Raw genomic sequence first — 21,181 nt, 5'->3', positions numbered from 1 at the left:
AGTATCAATGTGTTACTCATGCAAAAAGCATATATAATTTATTATCGTACCTTTTATAAAAAATCATCAAGAAATGAAATAATAAAAACTTTCTGTTTACGACAAGTTTTATAAGAAAAGTAATGATAATGATGTGTCCTAATTTTTCATAAAAATAAAAAATATTCCAACCAAAATGCCTATTGTAAATCCTATTATTGCACCCATTATTGATCCGGCAGCAAACGCTACACCCACTCCCATTGTAATAACTGGACCAAATCCTGGAAGAGCAATATAACCATACGTGGCAAGAATGGCTCCAATTGCTCCTGAAATAAAACCATTTAAACTTCCAATAAGTGCAGGCTCTTTCATAGAATGAGTAATTTTTCTTAAAAAATTTCTGTTACAGTTGTTAGCGCTCCTATTGCTATAAAATTTTAAATCAATCACATTTTTTTCTTTCATTTTGGATACTAACTGTTCCCGAATAATCAAAAGATACAAGAAAATAGCACTTTTTAAACTCTACTAAAGCGCGCCAAATACCTTTATCATCGAGACGTAATCGTTTAATATTCGTAAAACCATTCTGCATAAGACAGTTTTTAACTTGCAAAGCAGTAAATGAATTTTGTCCTGGTTTAGTAATATCTTTTATGAAGCTGTATGCAGATACTTGACAGTAGGGTGCGTAAAAAACCTTGCCTATTGAATTTGTAATGAAAAACGAAAGACATACAATCATTATAAAAAAAATACTCGACTGCAAAATTTTACGTATTTTCATCTTATTACCATATGTTAAAATAACACTTCATTAACCTTCGTATTATCAATAGGTTCCTAAGATTGTTTTTATTTTTAATATTATACTTAATAGAATAAAATTCTGAAAATTTATGTTGCTCAATGAAAGCAATTTTTTCTATAAAAAATAATACAACAGCATATATCAAGTATATTTATATTTTTATGAATGTGATACACTTCTTCTAATAATCATACTATTATAAAATGTTTATAGAATAAGCTTATTTTTTGTAATTTTTTATCAACGAAGTTGATATTTTCTGTTTATATATATTTAGTTAGTTTGATATAAGTGAGAGAAAACGAAATTAATATAATAAACATATATTTTTCTAGAGAATATACATCAATCATCTGTGCAAAAAAAAACGCATCCTCAAAAGTTCTTTTTATAAGCTGTGCACTTGAAGATTTTTTGTTGTGTTTGAAATATAAAAACCACAAATGCATCTCTTATCAACACTGATAAGATCTTTGTTAAAGTTTTTCCTCTCTTAAGCACTCTTTTTATCAGCTTATATGCTTGATTGTATTACTGTAAGGAGTAGAACTCTTTTCTCTAAATCTTATCGCCGATAAATTTATATAGCTGAGTTAATGTTGATTTTTTCTATTGTACCCTATTACTTTTCCTCACTAGCATCATTTGTTTTCAACAGATCAATGGAACTTTTCGATAATTTAGTTGAGAATATTTGCATCATCTCTCTAAATCCGTAACCGGGATACATCCCTTCTCGCATAAATAAATTACGTAATGGCGAGCAGTTGCGTAACAATCCAACCCCAACGCTTCGCATAATATGAACAGGTAACATATTAGAAAGTAAAGCAGAATTGAGCGCATGAACAGCTCCACTTCGCATCAATATATCAGGCTTTCGGTATTTGTTGTAATATGCCATAATCATTTCAGGATTATAACTCGATATTTTCGTAGACAAAATATTAATCAACGTTTGAACGTCACGAAATCCTAAATTCAATCCTTGTGCTCCAATTGGAGGAAAAACATGAGCGGCCTCTCCCACTAAAATCGTTCGACGAGCAGCAAAATGGTGAGAGATAAGCCCTGAAAGGGGCCATGCTTGAACAGATGTTTCTAATGTTAAAGCTCCAAGCATTGATTGCATCTGATTTTCAATAATTTTTGCAATTTCTTTTGATCCTGTACTAAGTAATTCTTCAGCATGAGAAGGATTAACAACCCATACAAGACTAGATTTTTTTCCTGGAAGTGGTACCTGTGTTAACGGACCATTCTCTGTATGAAATTCAGTCGATGTATTTTTATGAGAAAAGTCATGAGAAAAATTGAGAATAAGTGCTTTTTGTGGATAGTTCCACTGCTTGACGCCAATACCTGCCGCTGTACGTGCTAGAGAGTGACGTCCATCAGCAGCAATCACAAGAGATACTTGAATAAGTCGACCATCTGCAAGAGTAATGCAGACATGATTTTTTTGATAATGGAAAGACTTTGCCGGAGAAACAAATCTTATAATACTAGGAGTATGTGCAATAGAATCGATTAAAGCATTGTTTAATTTTATATTAGGTATGTTATAACCAAAAGCCTCTTCACCAATTTCAGCAGAAGAAAAATTCAAAGTAGGAGCACGTACAATTCTAGAGGTTATATCTATGATTCTAATAAATGATAAAGCCGCTGCATAACTTTTTAGAATATCCCAAATATTGAGTTTTTGAAGCGTACGTATTGCTGGCATCATAAGAGCGGTTGTCCGTAATTCATCTGCGTGAGGAAATGGACCAATTAGAAAAACAGAGTGCCCCCTATATGCAAGACTAAGTGCTGCTAGCATACCAACTGGACCTGCACCAATGACAGCAAAATCTTTATGCTCATTTTCTTCAAGTTTCACAATGATTTGAACCTTTCCTCATTGAATAAATATTTTAATATTTCTAAATGAATAATCCTTTTTATTGTATGAAGCCTTTCTATTATATTATGTAATAAATAATTCGATATAACAAAGTAACTTTTTTATGATTTTTTTACGATAAATTATATCATTAGATAAAAATTACCTGTTGTAGATGAATGAAAATCTCAGAAATAAGGAGCGAAGAAAGCTTTGAAACGTAAGCTAACAAAAACAATTAAAACAAATGCTGATCTCTTGCGGCATAAAAAAGTAACAATGCCGCAAGCAAAAGCTTTTTCCGTCCACTTATTAACAGCTTCTGGTTCATTTTTAGCATTTCTTTCTCTTATCTCAGCGTCTCAAAAAGAATGGACTGCTATGTTTTGTTGGCTCGGACTTGCTCTTCTCGTTGATGGTATTGATGGCCCAATTGCACGCAAGCTTGATGTTAAGTACGTACTTCCAACGTGGTCTGGGGAACTCTTAGATAATATCATTGACTATGTCACATATGTCTTAATTCCAGCTTTTGCACTTTATCAAAGTGGCTTTATGGGGCCAGGGTTATCATTTTTATTAAGTGCTATCATCGTGATTTCATCCGCTATCTATTATGCAGATACTGGAATGAAAACAAAAGAAAACTTTTTTAAAGGATTTCCTGTTGTTTGGAATATGATGATTTTTGTGCTTTTTGTGGTAAAACCAGGAGAGTGGATCACTTTTATCATTATTGCTTTATCGGCAGTCATATCCTTTTTACCAATTTATTTTGTTCATCCTGTAAGAGTTGTTCGTTTACGTAAACTTAATCTTTCAGTTTTTTTCTTATGGTGTTTTTTTTGTATTACCGCATTTTTTTATCAATTGAATGCTCCATATTGGCTTAAAATAGGAATTTCAGTAACAGGTATTTATATGTATTGTATTGGTGCTATCATGCAAGTTTTTCCTCAATTAGGAATAAAAAAACACGGAAAAACAATGAGATAAATATTTTAGGAGGCATGTGAAATGCAAATTGATTTTGGAGCAGGTGATGATATTTCTTTTACAAAAAAAGGGCACGCTGGTATCATAAAGCTCATGCGCCCTTCAGCACTGAACGCTCTTAATCAAAAAATGGTTTCTGCTTTTCAAAAAGCTCTTAAAGCATGGGAAACTGATGATGATATTTCCTGCGTTTTGGTTGAAGGGGAGGGACGTGCTTTTTGTTCAGGTGGAGATGTTGTAGAAATCTATTATATGGGAAAAAAGGCCTCTTCTTATCAATATTTTAGCGATGAATATCGCTTAAATGCTTCTATTAAACATTTTTCAAAACCTTACGTTTCGTTTTTGAATGGTATTTGGATGGGAGGTGGGGTAGGGATTTCTATATATGGTTCACACCGAATTGTCACAGAAAAGACACTCTTTGCTATGCCGGAAGGTGCTATTGGTTTTTTTCCAGATGTTGGTGCAAGCTTTTTTCTGCCATCTCTTCCTAATCACTTTGGTACATATCTTGCATTAACTGGTGCGCGTATAAAATGGGGAGATTGCTTAAACTTAAAGCTAGCAACACATGCTGTTCCTGAAATTGAATTAGAATACATTAAAGAGGCTATTATTGAACAAGGAAATCCTAAGTTAGCTTTAGATGAGCGAGCAATCACAAAAGACTATGAAACGAGTCATGAAATACGCTCTATTATCAATACTTGCTTTGGTACCCAAACATTGGAAGAATGTATTGAGTTACTTTATAAAAAAAACAATGAGGGGGGGGTATTTGCTAAAGAATGTTATGATATTTTGCAGGCACGTTCTCCGACAAGTTTAAAAATTATCTGGAAACAAATGAAGCAGGATCCATGTCATAGCTTGGAAGAGTGTATGAAAATTGAAAACCGTATTGCACATCACATGATTAATGCACATGATTTTTATGAAGGTGTACGTGCAATGTTAATTGATAAGGATAAAAAACCGAAATGGAAACCAGATAAACTTTCAAATGTAACCGATGAAATGATAGCTTCTTACTTCCAGCCTGTTGAAAAAGAATTATTACTTTGAATACTCATCCTCAAAAGCAGATTTCAAAAATTAATTTAATTTATAATTATTATTTACGTTTTTTAGCACTCATTTGCTTGGGTTTGAGTGTTTTTTATTGGATACGTCTTGTTGGCATATTTCCAGGAGCTTTATGGCGTTTTGACCTTATGCCATGGCATTGGCAGTTTGCATCAGCAACATTAGCTATCATATATCCCATCGCCTTAATTGGACTTTGGATGTATTCGTTATGGGGTATTGTTTTATGGTGTATTGCAGTATTTATTGAAATATTAACGATGTATTACTCTGGTTCTATTGATCAATCTTTTATACTGTTATTTCATGGAATACTATTTTTAACTTTTATTGTATTAAAATTCTTTATAAAAAAATCGAATTTAAGAGCAAGAAGTATTTAAATCTTTTTAAATTTTCGAGCCAGAAAGTGACTGGCTCGAAGTTTAATTTTAATTTATTAAGAAAATGGTACCCACCATAATTGCCAAACGCTCGTATATTTTGTTGAAAATATCCATAATAATGAAGCGATCATTCCCCAAAGTGCTGGTATCATATCAATAATATCCTTTTAAAAGTTCCATAATATATATTATGCGATATCACATAGGAAAGACGATCCCTCCAATCATATTTATATCGCATTCTTCATAGTTTAAACAAAATTATGTCAAAAGTTTGACACGAAATGTTTATATTACAATATAAGAAAATATTTAAAATGATATTATTTATATGTGCTATATAATACATTCATTATTTCATAAAAAACTGTAATCTTGATAATGAAATTTTTATGATATTATTTAACTATCAATAATAATGAATATCATTATACTTTTATAATATTTTCTAGTTCATTTCAACTTTCTTATTTTACTAGATCATACGTCTGTCTCAAAAACAAACCCCTGATAAGCAGGCTGCACATGCGCTGGCGTATCATTTATAACCTTATTGTAATCAAGTGACCTATCCATATGTGTGAGTATAGCTTGTTTGGGCTGTAAATATTTTATCCAGTGTAATGCTTGATCTACAGAAAGATGACTTGGGTGAAGCTTAAACTGAAGAGCTTCAATAATTAAAACCTCCAAATTCATTAATTTTAGCAATGTCTTTTCCGGAAATTGACTAACATCTGTACAATAAGCAACATTGCCAATACGAAATCCCAAAGAATGAATATTGCCATGATATTGTAAATGCGTGTTGATATTTATGGCACCACCCTGCCCCTGAATAATAAACCGGCTATCTTCATTAATAAGATTTGCTTTTAAAATAGGTGAGTAAGACGAATTTTTTGGAGTTTGAAAACAATATCCAAAAGCAGTTTTCAAATGTTTTAGTGTAAATGTATCTGCATAAATATCTATTAAACATTTTTGTGCAAGTGCATAACTGCGCAAATCATCAATACCATGAATATGATCTGCGTGAGAGTGCGTGTAAAGAGCAGCATCAAGATGGCTCACACGTGCTTCAATCATCTGCGATCTAAAGTCAGGACCAGTATCAATAACAATTGTTGTTTTTTTTCCTGATGGCTTAATGCGTTCAACTAATAAAGAACTTCTGTAGCGTCTATTTTTAGGATTGTTGGGATCACATTCCCCCCAATCACCATTGGGACGGGGGACCCCAGGAGAAGAGCCACAGCCTAATATTGTAAACCGGTATCGATCAGACATACCTTTTTACCTTATTTCATTTTGCTAAATAAATAAAAAGCATTGCGTGTTGTTATTTGAGCTATTTCTTCAATAGTTAAGCCCGTCGTTTCAGCCAAAACAGCTGCGGTATAGTGCACAAAAGAGGGTTCATTTGTCTTACCTCTATGAGGCACTGGCGCTAAAAATGGCGCATCTGTTTCTACTAATAAACGTTCATGAGGGACAATTTTTGCTATTTCACGGATTTCAAGCGCATTTTTAAAAGTTAAAATACCTGAAAACGAAATATAACCGCCAAGTTCAATTCCAGTACGAGCAAGTTGCATTCCAGAAGAATAACAATGAAGAATAAACGGAAAATGACCTTCTTTTATTTGTTTGCGTAATATTTTTTCCATATCGGAATCTGCATTGCGTGAATGTATAATAAGAGGCAGCTGTGTTTCTCGAGAAGCGATGATATGTTCTTGAAAAACTTTCTTTTGCTCTTCTGGTGAAGAATAATCATAATGATAATCGAGACCAACTTCTCCAAATGCAATAACTTTAGGATGCTCCGAAAGCTCAATAAGCTTATCAGCTGTAATATTTTGTTCCTCATGGGCATGATTGGGATGCGTACCGACAGAACAAAATACTTGATCATAGGCTTGTGCAATTGCTAAAAGCTTCTTCAACTTATGAACATGTGTTGAAATTGTTATCATACGTCCAACATCAGCATCTAAAGCCCGTTGGATAACACCACTTAAGTCTTGTGAAAAATCTTCAAAATCAAGATGGCAATGTGTATCAATCAACATGGTGGTATCATCTTTCTAAAGAGTATAACGGGGGAATATTGGATCTGGCGACGGAAGATCAAGACCTTCTTGAATTTTTGAATGACTGATATGATACAACAATCGCTCACCTTCAGAAATTGCAAGGCTATCAAGGAGTTTGTCCGCTGACTGCGGCATAAAAGGCAAAAGCATAATTCCTATTTGCCGTAATATTTCTACAGTGATGTAAAGAACCGTACGAAATCTTTCTGGGTTATTTTTTCGTAAACTCCAAGGCTGTTCGCTAGCAAAATAACGATTAGCATCTGCTACAACTGAAAAAATAGCTGAAAGTGCTAAATGCATCGCATAAGAAGACATAGATTGACGTACAAGTACAAAAGCTTGAAAAGACTGTTTCAAAAGCTGTTTATCTTGATCTAAAAAAACAGCTGGTATAGGGACTTTTGCGTCACAATTTTTGGCAATCATAGATAAAGAGCGCTGTGCTAAATTACCCAGATCATTAGCAAGATCGGAATTAATGCGATTTACAAAGCCATCATGGCTGTAACTGCCATCTTGCCCAAATGGGACTTCACGAAGTAGAAAATAACGAAACTGATCAAGTCCATAGCGACTAATCAGCTCAAAAGGATCAACGACATTTCCAATAGACTTTGACATTTTTGTACCGCGATTAAGCAAAAAACCATGTGCAAAAATACGCTTAGGCAATTCAATTCCCGCCGACATTAAAAATGCTGGCCAATAGACGGCATGAAAACGAAGAATATCTTTACCAATAATATGAATGTTTGCAGGCCAAAAATTATGCCTTTTCGAATTTTCATCGAAAAATCCAATTGCTGAAAGATAATTTGTAAGTGCATCAACCCAAACATACATCACATGTTTTGGATCACCGGGAACAGCAACACCCCAATTAAAACTTGTCCGTGAAATAGAAATGTCTTTTAAACCTGATTTGACAAAGCTTATAACTTCATTCCGTCGCTCAGGCGGAGAAATAAAATCAGGATATTTTTCATAATGTTTAAGAAGCGCTTTTTCATAACGGGACAGTTTAAAAAAGTAACTCTCTTCTTCGTTCCATTCAACTGGAGAGCCTAACTCCTTCTCACGACGAATGTTATCTTCCCCAACTTCAGTATTCTCCTCTTCATAATATGCTTCCTGCCGAACAGAATACCAACCAGTATAACGGTCAAGATAAATATCACCATTCGCTTCCATCTTGTTCCAAATCTTTTGACACGCTTGGTAATGGCGCTCTTCTGTCGTACGAATAAAATCATCATTAGAACAGTTTAAAACTGCGAGCATTTTTTGAAATACAGCACTATTACGATCTGCAAGTTGTTTAGGACTTATACCTAACTTTGCTGCTGTTTGTTGCATCTTTAAACCGTGTTCATCCGTACCTGAGAGAAAAAATACATTTTTTCCGTCTAATCGTTGAAAACGTGCTAAAACATCACTTACAATTGCACTATAGGCATGTCCAATATGTGGAGTGCCATTAGGATAAAAAATTGGAGTTGTTATATAATATGTGTCACGCATGTCATACTCATTGTGAAACGCAATAAAAAAGATATACTGACATACCTTCTGTTTGTTATATTGTCACGAAAAAAGCTCACCCTTATGAATGAACTTGTGAACTCTAAAAAGCATATTAATAATAAGTTGCTTCTTATCGAGATTAAATAGTTGCATTTCCTTTATTTCTTGATGAAGATCCTGCCATATTTGTGCACATTTTTTTGCAAGAGCTAATTCTCCCCTTTCAACAAGCATGATAGCTCTTTTTTGAACTTTATCAAGAATTTCATCACAAAATTGCTGAAACTGGATAGCTGACGAAACAGATGAAAGTGTCTGTGCAAGAGTGTGTACTGCAGTTGTGTTACAAACAGGTTTCTCTAAAAGAGTGTCGATGGTTGTAACAATTTCAAAACCACCATTACAAATCAGTAAAGCAGCTGTTCGAGGGTTTCCTTTAGATCTTTGAATAATCATCTCAATAGTTTTTTCATCAGGTAAATTCTGATGGGAAAAAATATGTGTAATAATTTTTTTCATCTCATCATCACACAATGGTCGTAAAGAAATCTTGTGGCACCGTGAACGAATAGTTGGAAGTAATTTTCCTAGAGAGTGTGTAATAATAATGAATAAAACCTTTTCTGGTGGTTCTTCAAGAGTTTTAAGAATTGCATTGGCTGCGCTTCTATTCATATCATCGGCAGGATCAATAATAACAATACGCCACTCATTATTTTGTGAAGTCTGGTTTAAAAAATGCATAACATCGCGGATATCATCAATAAGGATACCTGTTTTGAATTTTTGCGTTTTAAAATCAAAACGACGTGAAATATGCAAAAGACTAGGGTGACAACCATGCGTTATTTTATGCCATGTTATGGAATTATGCTCTGGTTGTAAAAAGTCGCCTTTTTGAGAGCTTAAAATATTCCAAGCAAGATGAAATGCCAATGTTGCTTTTCCAATTCCGTGCTCTCCTTCAAATAATAGTGCGTGATGCAAACGTTTTTCTTTATGCATTTGCGCTAAAAAATGACGCGCATCATCATGACCAAAAATCATACTATTTTGTGAAGCGGCTAAAACTGTATCAATATCATCATATTGTCGTAACATATTGGCATCATTCATGCAGGCTTATCCAACAACAACTTATAACAAATATCTTTTATTCTCTGTGCTATACTTTCCACCGCACCTGTCGCATCGATCACGTGAAATCTATGAGCTTCTTGCTTTGCTAATTGTAAAAAAGCTTGGCGTCTTTGTTCTTGAATATTTAAATTATCTTTTTCAAAGTAATCAATTCTTTCTGCTTTTTTCCGTCGCATTTCTGCACGTTTCATACCATACGCTGCTGGTATATCTAATAAGAATGTCAGATGCGGCATTATTCCATTGAGTGCAATGCGCTCTAAAGAGAAAAGGGTAGAAGCGTCCACCTTATCATTGAGTCCTTGATAAACACGTGTAGAATCGATGAAACGATCACATAAAATAATTTTTCCTTTTTGCAACGCAGGAATAATAACCTCACTAACATGGTCAGCACGTGCTGCTGTAAATAAGAGAACTTCACTTAAAAGTCCGTATTGTTGTGCCTGACCAGATAAGAGAACATGGCGTATTGCTTCTGCACCTGCCGTTCCTCCTGGTTCTCGTGTTAAAACAACACCATAACCTCTGCTAGAAAGATCTTGAGCAAGCAAAGAAATTTGCGTCGTTTTTCCCGCTCCCTCCCCTCCTTCAAATGTAATAAAATAACCTGACACGTATAAACCTTAGCCCTTTTTAGTACATATACTATAAATATTTCCGAAACCATCCAATGGTTATTTCATAGAGTGCATTTTTTGCTCTTGTAAAAAAGCCTCCTTCCTGAACAGTGTTTCCTGCAAAAACTGGTTTTTCAAGAAGAACCCTTTTATCTTCTATAATTTGAATAACACCGATTTTTTGCCCTAAAAAAACGGGAGCTTTTAATGGACCATGATATTTAACCGTTGCTTTCACACTCATTTTTTTTTCATTTGATAGCATAAAGCTTATCGGCTCTTTAACCATAAGAGAAACAGAGCTTTGTGCCCCACCATAAACAGAAGCATGACCAACTTTCTCTTTTTTAGTAAAAACTGTTTTAAGATCAAAAGCTGTTATTCCCCACTGCAGAATGCGTTTTACTTCTTTTGTATATTCCTTGCCTTTGTGCAAGCCATTAATCGCTAAAAAAAGACGTTGATGATTTTTATAAAAAGAAACAATCATTGAGAAACCTTCTTTTTCACTATAACCAAAGCCAAATCCTTCTACACCAATTTCTTTAGAAATGAGAGGGTTTTTATTACGTTGAAAAATATTATTCCAAGTAAAAGAAGGTTCATGATAAAGTGCATAATAATTCGGATATTCAGAGATAATATGACGTGCTAAGACAATCATATCGCGCAATGTTGCAAACTGTCCCTCTTGAGGAAATCCCGTAGCATTAACAAAATGGCTGTGCGACAACCCAAGAATTTTAGCTCTCTGATTCATCAGTTTGGCAAACTCAGCTTCACTGCCCGATATTCCTTCAGCAAGAGTAATAGCAGAATCATTGCCATTGACAATAATTAAACCACGTAAAAGGTTAGAAACACTAATTTCTGATTTTACTTTTGCAAACATGGTGGTCGTACCGGAAGGTGCTCCACCTTTGCGCCAAGCATTTTCACTAACCTTAAATTTTTGTGTACTACTTAACAAACCTGCTTTTAATTGATGAAATATCACTTCAGCTGTCATTAATTTTGCCAATGAAGCTGGAAAAAAAGTAAGATCACTTTGTTTTTCAAAAAGTACTGTATCTGTACTATCATCTATTAACAGTAATTGTGATGCAGAAGTTTGAAAAATTTGTGCTTTTCCCCACTCATTCAATGTTAATATCCAAAATAAGGTCAATAAAACCCTTAATATCATATTCATATAGCCGCTTCTCCCATATCTAAAGACAACCGCATAAATAATCTTCTATATAGAAAAAGTTCCGCTTTTTTCAGATTAAGCACTGATTTTAAATTAGAAATAGATTATGATTTTTCTGAACATATAAAAATAAAGTACCTGTTAGATTTTTTATTGTTCACTAAAAGTTTATTTTTAATTTATTTAAAAGCATAGACTCATTTTGATTTAAAGTAAAACCTTACAACAACTAAAGTTCTGATCATCTATGTTTTAAAAGTCACAGATGATCAGCGATCAATACCCTTTTTAAAATACCTTTAATTAATTGACTTGCATCTTTTTGCTTAGCATATTTATAAAAGCAACTTGATCAAATAATACGGGCTTATCGATCAAAATAGGACCAATTTCCGGTAATTTAACTGAAAAGTCCTTATTAAGTTGTTTTTTTCCAATTGTAGCTTCAACCAATTGTTTTTGATGACTTGTATAAAGGCTTTCTTGCGCAGTTTCTTCTTTTTCTTTCAAAATGTTTGCTAATATTAATGGAGATGACGTATTGTTTCCAGATGTATAAGAAGCCATTAAATAAGCACTGTCATAATAGCCAACAGGTGCTTCAGAGATATATTCTACTTTAACGCTTGTTACACCTGCATTGGCATAGCCAAGTATTTGGGCAGCCTGCTTTGATAAGTCAATGATTCTATCTTTCATAAAAGGACCACGATCATTTACTCTAACAACAATAGAAGATCCGTTTTTCAGATTAGTAACACGGGCATAACTCGGTAAAGGCATGGTGGGATGAGCAGCTGTCAAAAGATTCATGTCATAAATCTCCCCATTTGCGGTCAAGCGCCCGTGAAAGTCTGAACCATACCATGATGCTTCCCCAACACGTTTATAGTTCGGATCATTTTGCGGATAATACCATTTTCCCTTTATCTGATAAGGTTTACCAACAACAGCCCGACCATTTCCCCTTTTTTTGGGTTGATGCTTTCCTCTTAATTCTTTCTTAGAAAAAGCAGTAGTCTTTATGTTGGCTTCTTTATTGTTATTGTTGCAAAAGCTTTTTATTTTAAAGTGTGCCGTCTGGCTTGCACAACAAGAAATCAATAATTGAGAAAAAATAACTACAAAAGTAAACCGAAGTGTTGAATTAAAAACGCAAATCAACTTTTCTGTGCTAATTAACAGCATTTGTCAGCCCGCTCATTTTCAATTATTCATTGTAAAAAACCATACCGTACCTTCTGTATACGATAGAGAAATTTACATCTTGAGATGATTCCCCTCTCAGCAATTATGATATCCTAAAAATTTACCATTTATCAAGAAATTAGTGAATAATTAACTTTTTTATGATTTTTGTATCAGATAAATATAGTTTTGTAAATATATTAAGTTATTTTTAAAATAACAATCAATATGTTAGTAAAAATTGATTCTATATACAATTTACAAAAATCTGATTCAAAAACGAGCATGAAACATAAATAATAATTATACATATCATTTTTTTCGGAAAAAAGATTATGAATGTCTTTTTAAAAACTATCGAAATACAACACTCAAGAACAACTCTCATGCGATAGACAAGCCATACCAAATTTTTCTTGATAAAACCGTGTTACTATCACATGTTTTGAAATTGATGTGTGTATGTGTCATAAGAGACAAGTTGCCTTGGCTCTTTACTGAGTTAAAAGATTGGGAATATAAACTTAAACACATCTAAAAAATAACCCCACGAACTTTTAAAATATGAAGAAGTTTTTTCCTCTCATTCCTCCCCTTTTCTAACAATTTTCAAAATATGCGTGATTCACGAAACGGGTGAATTGCATCTCAATGTAAGGAGAACAGATATGGCACCACGTCCTGCTACCATAACACAACCTGTCATTGCAAGGGCTTTACGAGAAGCAAAAAAGCAAGGTTGCGAATTGATAGAAATAAAACCGACCGGTGAAGTGCTTATCTATCTGAAAACAAATATCCCATTATCAAACTCAACAATACATCACGTGATGACTATGACTTTGATATCGTCTTATAGGTGATCACCATGCCAACCCCCCCCTCATCTTGTGAAAAACAAATTACCCAACATGGCAAAATCGTATGGTATGTACGTATTGGTCATGGAAAACGTATTAGAATATGTGGCACCTATGGAACGCAAGAGTTTGTTGACAACTACAAAAGCGCACTTGCCGAATTACAAGGTATAATCCCTCCAAAACCTAAAACTGGCAAACTGATTGAAGGGGCATTTGTATGGCTGCTTAAACAATATTTTAATAGCGTCAATTGGTATAGCCTTGCTAAAGCTACGAAAAGACAAAGAGAACTCCTCCTTATGAAAGTGTGCGACTCCGTAGGAAATATTCCATACCAAGCAATCAACAAGAAACATATCATAGCTGACGTTGAACGACGCAAAGAAACACCAGCAATGGCTATAGGCTTCCTGAAAGCCCTTAATGGACTTTTTAATTGGGCGATTGACCAAGGTCTTTTAGAAAACAATCCAACAGTAGGAGTAAAAAGACCAACCCTTCGTAATAAAGATGGCATCACGGTACTCATGAACGCGTTTGAATTGATATTCTTCTTTACACGGGTTTGCGTCGTGGTGATGCCGTTCGCATTGGTTGGAATGATGTAAAAAATAACATCATTCATCCCAAAACAGAGAAAAGCAAATTCCAAACAGATGTCTTTCTTCCTATTTTACCGGAATTAGCCAAAACGCTTGAAGCTGGTCCTATTGGAGAAGAAACATTATCAAAAAAAATTCCTTACATTTAAAATATTTAATCTTATTGATTTTCTGTTTGCATCTATTAAGAAATATAAAATTATACTTATTTTTTGCATTAAATTATTATTCTATTATGTTACTTTGCCATTAAGAAAACACTTAAAAATAATTTCCAAAACTTAGAAGTAGAGATGCCCATTTAAATGATTTTCTATTCTTATAGAAAAAAGATAAAAAGGCGCGAGATATTGATCTCGCGCCTTTATTGTTTCAAGGAGTTGCCTTATCCTTCAGTTTTCTCGGTTTCTAAATCTACTTTACGTATATTATGATTATTACCATTTTTATTGACAGATGATGGTGTTTGTACCATTATCTTCTTTGGTTTTAATTCAGCTGGCATTTCTCTTTTAAGCTGAATATGAAGAAGTCCATCGCCAAGCTCAGCTCCTGTAACCTTAACATGATCAGCCAAATGAAAGCGTCGCTCAAAAACACGCGAGGCAATACCTCGATAAAGGAATTCTCGCTTTTCATCATCACTTTCAAGCTTTTTTTCTCCTTTAACAATTAACTGATTGCAGTGCGTTTCAATATCAACCTCATTTTGAGAAAAACCAGCAATAGCCATAGAAATCCTATAAGAATCTTCTGTTAAACGCTCAATATTATAGGGCGGATAAGAAGAAACATCATCGGGCTGTGTCCTGGAATCAAACCAGTTAAAAAGATGATCAAAACCTACTGTTGAACGATAAAATGGTGAAAAATCTACTTGACGCATAATACTGTCCTCCTTTTTACGAGCGACTACAATTAATTAGTTCACAAAGTTTCCAAATGGCAAACTTATCCCATGAACCAGCAGCCCCAGAATGGCAACTGCAATTATTTATCTGGTAATCATTCTCTCCTATTTCAACTCTTTATGCTTAAATTCGTAAAAATATTCAAAAGTAATATAATTATTTTTTAATTATCTTTTATCATTATGTAAATGTTATTCCTTTCATTATTTCATTTATGAAAAATTACCAAATACACTATAAAGGATGTCAATTGGAAATTCCTCTTTATTCTAAAAACCGTGATTTTATTCCTCCCAATATTCAGAGCGGTGATCTCAAAACAGCTATCGATCGTGTAATTCATTTTGCGATAACGTATCCTGAAGTGGAAAAATCTAAAGGGACAATCGTTATTCTCGAAAGCTATACACATACTTTAGAAAAATATTTTTTATTAATGAATGAAGTTTCTAAACGTGGGTTTCATACAGCGATATTTGATTGGTTTTTTCGGGAAAAATCATCATTCAGAAAAATGAAGAAAAACCGATATCAGTATTTCAATATTAACAATAATATTAATGATTTATCTGAATTTTTTAATAATATTGTTTATTTTAATTGTCCACCACCTTACTATATGCTCACCTATGGTATAGGTGGATTGATCGCACTAAGCGGAATAGATATCATTAATCATAAGTTTAATAAAATGCTCTGTGTTTCTCCCCTTTTTTCTCCATTTGGCAACAAAATAAACAATTTTCAACATAAATTAACACAACTTCTTTCTGATATAGGCCTTGGATTCATACCGGCTCAAAGTGGAAAAAACTTCAAAAAAATAAAACAGAAAAATAGGCCATTGAGTTCCGTAAATAACATACATTCTTCCCTTATTACCCCCCCAACATCTCGGTGGATGGCATCAACACTTAACACCGTTGCTTCTATGAAAAGAAATATACTTCAAGGATATTTGAAAATTCCAACACTGTTTATTCTCGCAAATCAAAACAATATTGTGAATAATATTGAGGCTCGACAATTATGCCAGCAAACACGACTGATAGATAGTATTACTATTACAGGGGCTGAACTTGATACCATTATGTATGAAGAAAATTACAAAAAAGAATTTTGGGCTGCATTTGATGCGTTTATTGCTAATAATGTATCGGTACAATAACGTTTCTTAACAAAATTATAATTTCTATAGAGGGTTTCTTTAGAAAATATAAGAATTTTTATCTAAAGGAATTTTTTCTATATGAAGGAGAAATATTTTTACAAAATTTTATTTACATCATAAAAAAACAACAAATATCAACTATCGATGAAAATAGGACATCAAAATCAGGTTTTTGTGTAATTATTAATAGAGTAAGTTTACCTTTAAACTCTATTATATAATAAAATAAATAACCACCAGAAAAGCGTATAGTATAACTTTTTTAGAGCAGTAAACCTACTTTTCAAATAGAAGCTCTTTCAATGGACTTGTAATCAGAGAAAAAATAAAAAAATATACTTAAATATTGTACCCAAAACACTCAAATACTTTCTTCTTTTTTTATATCACATCCATTTTGAATTTAACAAACTCACAACGAATATGCTGTATCATTGATAAAAATTAACCATTTTGCCATTTATTTCAATTATGAGTATTTTATCAGCTTTTTTATAAAGAATCTATATTGTATAATTGGAGCGGCAAAAGGTCTGATGAATGGAGCCATTGGAACATAATCATGAAACGAATCCTACTTGCAGAAGATGATAATGATATGCGTCGCTTTCTAGTGAAAGCCTTAGAACGTGCAGGATACGAAGTCGCCGATTTCGATAATGGTGCTAGTGCGTATGAACGCTTAAAAGAAGAGCCATTTTCTCTTCTACTTACTGATATTATTATGCCAGAAATGGACGGAATTGAATTAGCACGACGTGCGACTGAAATTGATCCTGATTTACGAGTCATGTTCATTACAGGCTTTGCAGCAGTAGCACTTAATTCAAATAGTGATGCTCCTCCTGATGCAAAAGTACTTTCCAAACCATTTCATTTACGTGAACTCGTTCATGAGGTTGAAAAAATACTTATAGCAGCTTAGAATGGTATTTTCCTAAATTATTTATGCCTTAATTAAATAGAAAATTAAATTAGGGCATTGACCTTTGTAGCACTATGTGGTGTATACAACATAGTTGAATGGGCGTGTAGCTCAGCGGGAGAGCACTACGTTGACATCGTAGGGGTCACAGGTTCAATCCCTGTCATGCCCACCATCTGCTTTTTCTGTGCAAATAACTTATTGGTTTTGCGTGTATTTTTTAAGGGCTAGGGGTGATAGAATAAAGGTGCGGGAATAGAATTTTGCAAAATGCTAGAGCTTTTCTCACTATCACTGAGGCTGGCAACGGTGAAATCACCCCAACCTCCATCTCCACACGGTTTCCCGAAACAACAGCACCCACTAATGTGGTGTTTTCTCCACTGCTGGTGTGAACAGTATTGGTGCCCACAATGTGGCTGTTTTTCTGCTGAACAGCTTCACTAGAACTTTCTCCTTGATTAAACGAGGAGTTGCCCATTGCTCCTGCACACCTACACCATAACTGGTACCAACATTTACCGAAGTACTTTCAATATTATTTTCTGTACTTTGTGTGTTTTGCACACTTTCAAAGATGATATGCTGCCCTGCTTCCAAATTGATATTCCCGCTCTTTGCATCATTGTTTTGCATCGGATTTATGCCTGCAAAAATATCAGTTCCCTTACCATGAATACTGCCTTTATGGGCTTCTATATTCACGCCACGCCCACCTTCTATTGTCGTGGTCATAGCAGTGGAGGTATGAGAAGAGGCTTCTGCCTTCTCTCTATTAAAGCCCACGGTTACACTAGCAGAAGCATCAGCAATATCGGCAAGAGCCCCCTTAGTAAAGCCTCCTATTCCTCCTAATGTACTGCTCAGCCCTTTTGTTACATTGCCTCTTTCTCCTGTGTTGCCACCCAGCCAGTCAATAAAATTACTGCCTTTATTAAAAAGGTGATTGATTTTAATTCCGGTCAACAGAGTATTCCCGACTTTACTGTTTCCATCCTTATTATTCATGCGGTCTGCTGCATCCATCATATCTTGTACCGTACCAAGAGCCCCTACATTGACAGCAGTTGTCACACCAGCAAAAGATTTTTCGTGTGTTTCTTGCCCCTTAGAAATATTATAACTTTCCGACAATGTGATATTATTGCCAGCATCTATGTTGACATCACGATCTGCCGAAACATTGGTTGCTTGCATATTGACATCATGATTGGCATTAAACTGTACATCTCTGCCCGCGGTAAAATTGGACTGAACAGACGCCTTTTCCCATTGATCACCGGTATCTTTGGTGCTTGATGCCCCAACACTTAGAGAGGCACCCGTACGGTTCTTTTCAAGCTGAAAGCCAAAAGCTGAACGCTCTTCTTGTGTGCTTGCACTATGATGATTATGACCAGGCAAAACATTCACATCATGGGCTGCTGAAAGCTTAATATCTTCCTGCGCTGCAAAATCAGAACCCACCACATTCACATCTTTTTCCTTACCGGTGATGGTAATATTTTTTCCATTGAAAGAAGAGCCTTGATATTCAAAACTTTCTTCATCTTGCCATCTTGCCTTTTCCCCTCACTCCCATATAACGATACAAAGCCACCCCCTGACTCCACACAAAAACCAGATTTATGGCTCTGTGAATGGCTGCTATGATGATCTGTCATGCCATCAATCCTTACATTACACTTTCCCCCGTTACATGAATGTCTTGATCGGCAATCATATGAGACGCCGTGATTGTGGTCTCTTTGTTTGATTGGGTGGTAATATTGCCCGTTGCCCCAAGAATGGAAGACGCTGTTGCTGTATGCGATTGCGCGTTATTGGAAGGTGCCTTATGCAAAAATCCACTTTTTGAGGATTGTTGTTGCTGGTTATAGTTTTCCTGCACACCTTGAATAGTAATCTTTCCACCCGATTGAATGGAAATATCCGCTTTGTCCTGATCTGACTGATCTCGTGTTATCTCTTCCTTACCGCCATAAACATGGAACCCATGATTTGACTGTCGTTGCCTGATTCAAGGACAATACCTTTTCCGCCAGATATGGTTGACCCAACCACTTCTATCGCATCAATCTTGTTATGTTCGGATTTGCTGCTGCTAAACACACCACCCTCTTTGTGATATGACATCTCATCACTGAGCCGATCAGATCCTTCTGTTTTTTTGAATCCAATATTCACATTTTCCGAATTTTCCGTAAGGATAGGTGTACTACCGGCTTGAATTAAGCCCGCTTTATTCACAAGTGAAAGGCTCTTTCCTGTGCCATCTGCATTGGTGAAAAATAAATCCCCCTCTGCCATAATGGCTCCAAAGTCATTCAACAAAATGCCATCTGCTTTGAGAGCACCATTGCTCCCCGCATAGATTAAGCCGGTTTGACTGTTCGTAATATCACCTGTAACACTAGAGGCTAAATTCTGCCCCGATGCCAATTGACCACTATTTTCAAGCCCCCCCTGTTTGGATCGTAAAGTCGCTTGCTGCCAAAACCGAGCTTTCTTGATCTGCCAGAATAGTTGGCGCTATAAAGAGAATGTTTCCAGTCCCCCCTCCTCATCTGTAATGGCTCGAAGCAATGCGTGATGAATCTCAAGAGCGTGGGTGCTGTTAAAATCTCAACCACCATAAATCAGCGTACTGCCTGAAACATCAATATCATCCGCATTTAAAAACAGCGTTTGAGGCGTGTAAATATGGAAGCGATTATTGCTCAAATCCAAAGTCTTTGCATTCAACCGCACATCTCTCCTCGCAGACGATCTCCCCAGAGACCGATGTCAGTGTGGCTGTGCCATACCAATGACCTGATCATAATAAATATATAATAAATATCGTTGTCAACAAAAAGGGCAATATCGCCCCCACTGGCAATCTGACCAACTGTTATCCCTTCTTGTGCTGTCACGGAAAGAGAACCATGGTCATGCAAAATAAGATCGCCTGACGGATTGAGAGCACTCGATACAAAATCTACACCTGTCATAAGTGCCCCTGCATCAAGACTGCCCACCTTTAAAACAGCATCTTGCCCTGTCATCAGAGAAGAAAAATCAACTGCTCCACTCTCAATCTTTGCATTCTCATAGGCTATAAGTTGTCCAAAATGAACCGCAGCATCAGCTTGTGTATGAATGGCGATATTGTGGTGCGACAAGATCGTTTGTAAAACCGAAATCCCATGATGAGAAAACAGTGTAATATCTCCCGCTCCATAAATATTTTCAGCTGCAATCGCACCCTGACGGCTCTGAAGATCAATACCTCCTCGGTGACCAAGAATAAGGTGACCCGCTGCCCCCGTTGCTGCCATATCTACACCACTGGCTAAAAAATGGGCTTGTATATCTCCACCTGCATACCCCTTAAGATTGCCCCCGCTAAAACAGTGCCATCAATATGAAGTGCACCGCCCGTTTCAAACACCATATCAGCCCCTGCCCCTAGCCCTAAGACTTTAATGGCATGGCGCGAAGACAGCTTCATATTGCCCCCTGAGGTTGCTTTTCCTGCAATGATTAAACACCCCTCTTGCGCTTCCGCCACCAAATGACCATCAGCACCAACCGTCTCTAACCGCACATCTTGATGAGCAACGATATCAACATCCTTTTTTGATGTAATATGCTTTGCCAACACACTCTTGCTTTTCGATTTGAGGGCAACGCCCTTATGCCCAAAAACACTCTTCAACGAGATTTTTCCATCCGCAGAAAGATGCAACTGCCCCGCATTGGCAGCCATATCATGGCGCATACGAACACCAACACCTTTTTCTGTT

The 21,181-nt window shown here is 35.4% G+C and carries 17 protein-coding genes, 1 tRNA gene and 2 pseudogenes; 8 read left to right on the top strand and 12 right to left on the bottom strand.

Annotated elements, in window-relative coordinates:
* Nucleotides 1–138: 138 nt before the first annotated feature.
* The 3 genes from ABID23_RS06690 to ABID23_RS06680 form a co-directional block, all read right to left on the bottom strand.
* The gene (locus tag ABID23_RS06690; RefSeq protein ID WP_354190547.1) at nucleotides 139–450 is read right to left on the bottom strand and encodes a hypothetical protein; all 312 of its coding nucleotides are present in this window, start codon (nucleotides 448–450) and stop codon (nucleotides 139–141) included.
* Nucleotides 428–772 carry a hypothetical protein gene (locus ABID23_RS06685; RefSeq protein WP_354190545.1) on the bottom strand — a complete coding sequence of 115 codons (345 nt, stop codon included), beginning with the start codon at nucleotides 770–772 and terminating at the stop codon, nucleotides 428–430. The genes ABID23_RS06690 and ABID23_RS06685 overlap by 23 nt, the downstream gene beginning before the upstream one ends.
* Before the next feature lie 646 nt (nucleotides 773–1,418).
* Complete coding sequence (locus tag ABID23_RS06680) at nucleotides 1,419–2,681, bottom strand: UbiH/UbiF family hydroxylase (RefSeq protein ID WP_354190544.1); 1,263 nt, start codon at nucleotides 2,679–2,681, stop codon at nucleotides 1,419–1,421.
* Between the two features lie 216 nt (nucleotides 2,682–2,897).
* Here ABID23_RS06680 and pcsA point away from each other — a divergent pair, with 216 nt between their 5' ends.
* Genes pcsA through ABID23_RS06665 form a run of 3 tightly spaced genes read left to right on the top strand, consistent with a single transcriptional unit; the run spans nucleotide 2,898 to nucleotide 5,152 of the window.
* Nucleotides 2,898–3,680, top strand: coding sequence for a phosphatidylcholine synthase (gene pcsA, locus ABID23_RS06675; protein ID WP_354190543.1), 783 nt, complete (start codon nucleotides 2,898–2,900; stop codon nucleotides 3,678–3,680).
* Nucleotides 3,681–3,701: 21 nt separating this feature from the next.
* Nucleotides 3,702–4,748 (top strand): enoyl-CoA hydratase/isomerase family protein, encoded by a 1,047-nt coding sequence (locus ABID23_RS06670; RefSeq protein WP_354190541.1) that lies wholly within the window; start codon nucleotides 3,702–3,704, stop codon nucleotides 4,746–4,748.
* Nucleotides 4,745–5,152 carry a DUF6163 family protein gene (locus ABID23_RS06665; RefSeq protein ID WP_354190539.1) on the top strand — a complete coding sequence of 136 codons (408 nt, stop codon included), beginning with the start codon at nucleotides 4,745–4,747 and terminating at the stop codon, nucleotides 5,150–5,152. Before ABID23_RS06670 ends, ABID23_RS06665 begins: the two co-directional genes overlap by 4 nt.
* A gap of 483 nt (nucleotides 5,153–5,635) precedes the next feature.
* On the opposite strand, the gene ABID23_RS06660 is transcribed toward ABID23_RS06665, so the two are convergent.
* From ABID23_RS06660 to ABID23_RS06630, 7 genes are all read right to left on the bottom strand, one after another.
* Nucleotides 5,636–6,445 (bottom strand): MBL fold metallo-hydrolase, encoded by an 810-nt coding sequence (locus ABID23_RS06660; RefSeq protein ID WP_354190537.1) that lies wholly within the window; start codon nucleotides 6,443–6,445, stop codon nucleotides 5,636–5,638.
* An 11-nt stretch (nucleotides 6,446–6,456) separates the two neighbouring features.
* Complete coding sequence (locus ABID23_RS06655; RefSeq protein WP_354190535.1) at nucleotides 6,457–7,230, bottom strand: TatD family hydrolase; 774 nt, start codon at nucleotides 7,228–7,230, stop codon at nucleotides 6,457–6,459.
* 15 nt (nucleotides 7,231–7,245) lie between these two features.
* The gene (gene metG, locus ABID23_RS06650) at nucleotides 7,246–8,778 is read right to left on the bottom strand and encodes a methionine--tRNA ligase (RefSeq protein ID WP_354190533.1); all 1,533 of its coding nucleotides are present in this window, start codon (nucleotides 8,776–8,778) and stop codon (nucleotides 7,246–7,248) included.
* Nucleotides 8,779–8,841: 63 nt separating this feature from the next.
* Nucleotides 8,842–9,897 carry a DNA polymerase III subunit delta' gene (locus ABID23_RS06645; RefSeq protein WP_354190531.1) on the bottom strand — a complete coding sequence of 352 codons (1,056 nt, stop codon included), beginning with the start codon at nucleotides 9,895–9,897 and terminating at the stop codon, nucleotides 8,842–8,844.
* Nucleotides 9,894–10,538, bottom strand: coding sequence for a dTMP kinase (tmk, locus tag ABID23_RS06640; protein ID WP_354190529.1), 645 nt, complete (start codon nucleotides 10,536–10,538; stop codon nucleotides 9,894–9,896). Before tmk ends, ABID23_RS06645 begins: the two co-directional genes overlap by 4 nt.
* A 31-nt stretch (nucleotides 10,539–10,569) precedes the next feature.
* Nucleotides 10,570–11,733, bottom strand: a complete 1,164-nt coding sequence (locus ABID23_RS06635; RefSeq protein ID WP_354190527.1) for a D-alanyl-D-alanine carboxypeptidase family protein — start codon at nucleotides 11,731–11,733, stop codon at nucleotides 10,570–10,572.
* 303 nt (nucleotides 11,734–12,036) lie between these two features.
* Nucleotides 12,037–12,921 (bottom strand): septal ring lytic transglycosylase RlpA family protein, encoded by an 885-nt coding sequence (locus tag ABID23_RS06630; RefSeq protein WP_354190525.1) that lies wholly within the window; start codon nucleotides 12,919–12,921, stop codon nucleotides 12,037–12,039.
* A gap of 668 nt (nucleotides 12,922–13,589) precedes the next feature.
* On the opposite strand from ABID23_RS06630, the gene ABID23_RS06625 reads away from it, so the two are divergent.
* Nucleotides 13,590–13,784 (top strand): hypothetical protein, encoded by a 195-nt coding sequence (locus tag ABID23_RS06625; protein WP_354190523.1) that lies wholly within the window; start codon nucleotides 13,590–13,592, stop codon nucleotides 13,782–13,784.
* A 5-nt stretch (nucleotides 13,785–13,789) separates the two neighbouring features.
* A pseudogene (locus tag ABID23_RS06620) lies at nucleotides 13,790–14,508 on the top strand (site-specific integrase); the annotation flags it as partial.
* Nucleotides 14,509–14,771: 263 nt separating this feature from the next.
* Here the strand turns inward: ABID23_RS06620 and ABID23_RS06615 are convergent.
* On the bottom strand, nucleotides 14,772–15,272 hold the full coding sequence (locus tag ABID23_RS06615) for an Hsp20 family protein (protein ID WP_354190521.1): 501 nt from the start codon (nucleotides 15,270–15,272) through the stop codon (nucleotides 14,772–14,774).
* A 275-nt stretch (nucleotides 15,273–15,547) separates the two neighbouring features.
* On the opposite strand from ABID23_RS06615, the gene ABID23_RS06610 reads away from it, so the two are divergent.
* The 3 genes from ABID23_RS06610 to ABID23_RS06600 all read left to right on the top strand — a co-directional run bounded on the left by ABID23_RS06610 (nucleotide 15,548) and on the right by ABID23_RS06600 (nucleotide 17,568).
* Complete coding sequence (locus tag ABID23_RS06610) at nucleotides 15,548–16,465, top strand: serine aminopeptidase domain-containing protein (protein WP_354190519.1); 918 nt, start codon at nucleotides 15,548–15,550, stop codon at nucleotides 16,463–16,465.
* Between the two features lie 565 nt (nucleotides 16,466–17,030).
* Nucleotides 17,031–17,393, top strand: coding sequence for a cell cycle two-component system response regulator CpdR (cpdR, locus tag ABID23_RS06605; RefSeq protein ID WP_354190517.1), 363 nt, complete (start codon nucleotides 17,031–17,033; stop codon nucleotides 17,391–17,393).
* Nucleotides 17,394–17,493: 100 nt separating this feature from the next.
* Nucleotides 17,494–17,568 (top strand) — tRNA-Val (locus tag ABID23_RS06600).
* Nucleotides 17,569–17,647: 79 nt separating this feature from the next.
* Here the strand turns inward: ABID23_RS06600 and ABID23_RS08220 are convergent.
* A pseudogene (locus ABID23_RS08220) lies at nucleotides 17,648–21,181 on the bottom strand (hemagglutinin repeat-containing protein); the annotation flags it as partial.

It is taken from the genome of Bartonella silvatica (assembly GCF_040545155.1).
GTDB lineage: Bacteria > Pseudomonadota > Alphaproteobacteria > Rhizobiales > Rhizobiaceae > Bartonella > Bartonella silvatica.
This window is presented reverse-complemented; position numbering and strand designations above follow the sequence as displayed.

Bases quoted from the DNA above. Each gene is read 5' to 3' on its own strand.
- ABID23_RS06690 (WP_354190547.1), bottom strand. From the start codon at position 450: ATGAAAGAAAAAAATGTGATTGATTTAAAATTTTATAGCAATAGGAGC.
- ABID23_RS06685 (WP_354190545.1), bottom strand. From the start codon at position 772: ATGAAAATACGTAAAATTTTGCAGTCGAGTATTTTTTTTATAATGATT.
- ABID23_RS06670 (WP_354190541.1), top strand. From the start codon at position 3,702: ATGCAAATTGATTTTGGAGCAGGTGATGATATTTCTTTTACAAAAAAA.
- ABID23_RS06660 (WP_354190537.1), bottom strand. From the start codon at position 6,445: ATGTCTGATCGATACCGGTTTACAATATTAGGCTGTGGCTCTTCTCCT.
- ABID23_RS06655 (WP_354190535.1), bottom strand. From the start codon at position 7,230: ATGTTGATTGATACACATTGCCATCTTGATTTTGAAGATTTTTCACAA.
- metG (WP_354190533.1), bottom strand. From the start codon at position 8,778: ATGCGTGACACATATTATATAACAACTCCAATTTTTTATCCTAATGGC.
- ABID23_RS06645 (WP_354190531.1), bottom strand. From the start codon at position 9,897: ATGAATGATGCCAATATGTTACGACAATATGATGATATTGATACAGTT.
- ABID23_RS06635 (WP_354190527.1), bottom strand. From the start codon at position 11,733: ATGAATATGATATTAAGGGTTTTATTGACCTTATTTTGGATATTAACA.
- ABID23_RS06630 (WP_354190525.1), bottom strand. From the start codon at position 12,921: ATGCTGTTAATTAGCACAGAAAAGTTGATTTGCGTTTTTAATTCAACA.
- ABID23_RS06625 (WP_354190523.1), top strand. From the start codon at position 13,590: ATGGCACCACGTCCTGCTACCATAACACAACCTGTCATTGCAAGGGCT.
- ABID23_RS06615 (WP_354190521.1), bottom strand. From the start codon at position 15,272: ATGCGTCAAGTAGATTTTTCACCATTTTATCGTTCAACAGTAGGTTTT.
- cpdR (WP_354190517.1), top strand. From the start codon at position 17,031: ATGAAACGAATCCTACTTGCAGAAGATGATAATGATATGCGTCGCTTT.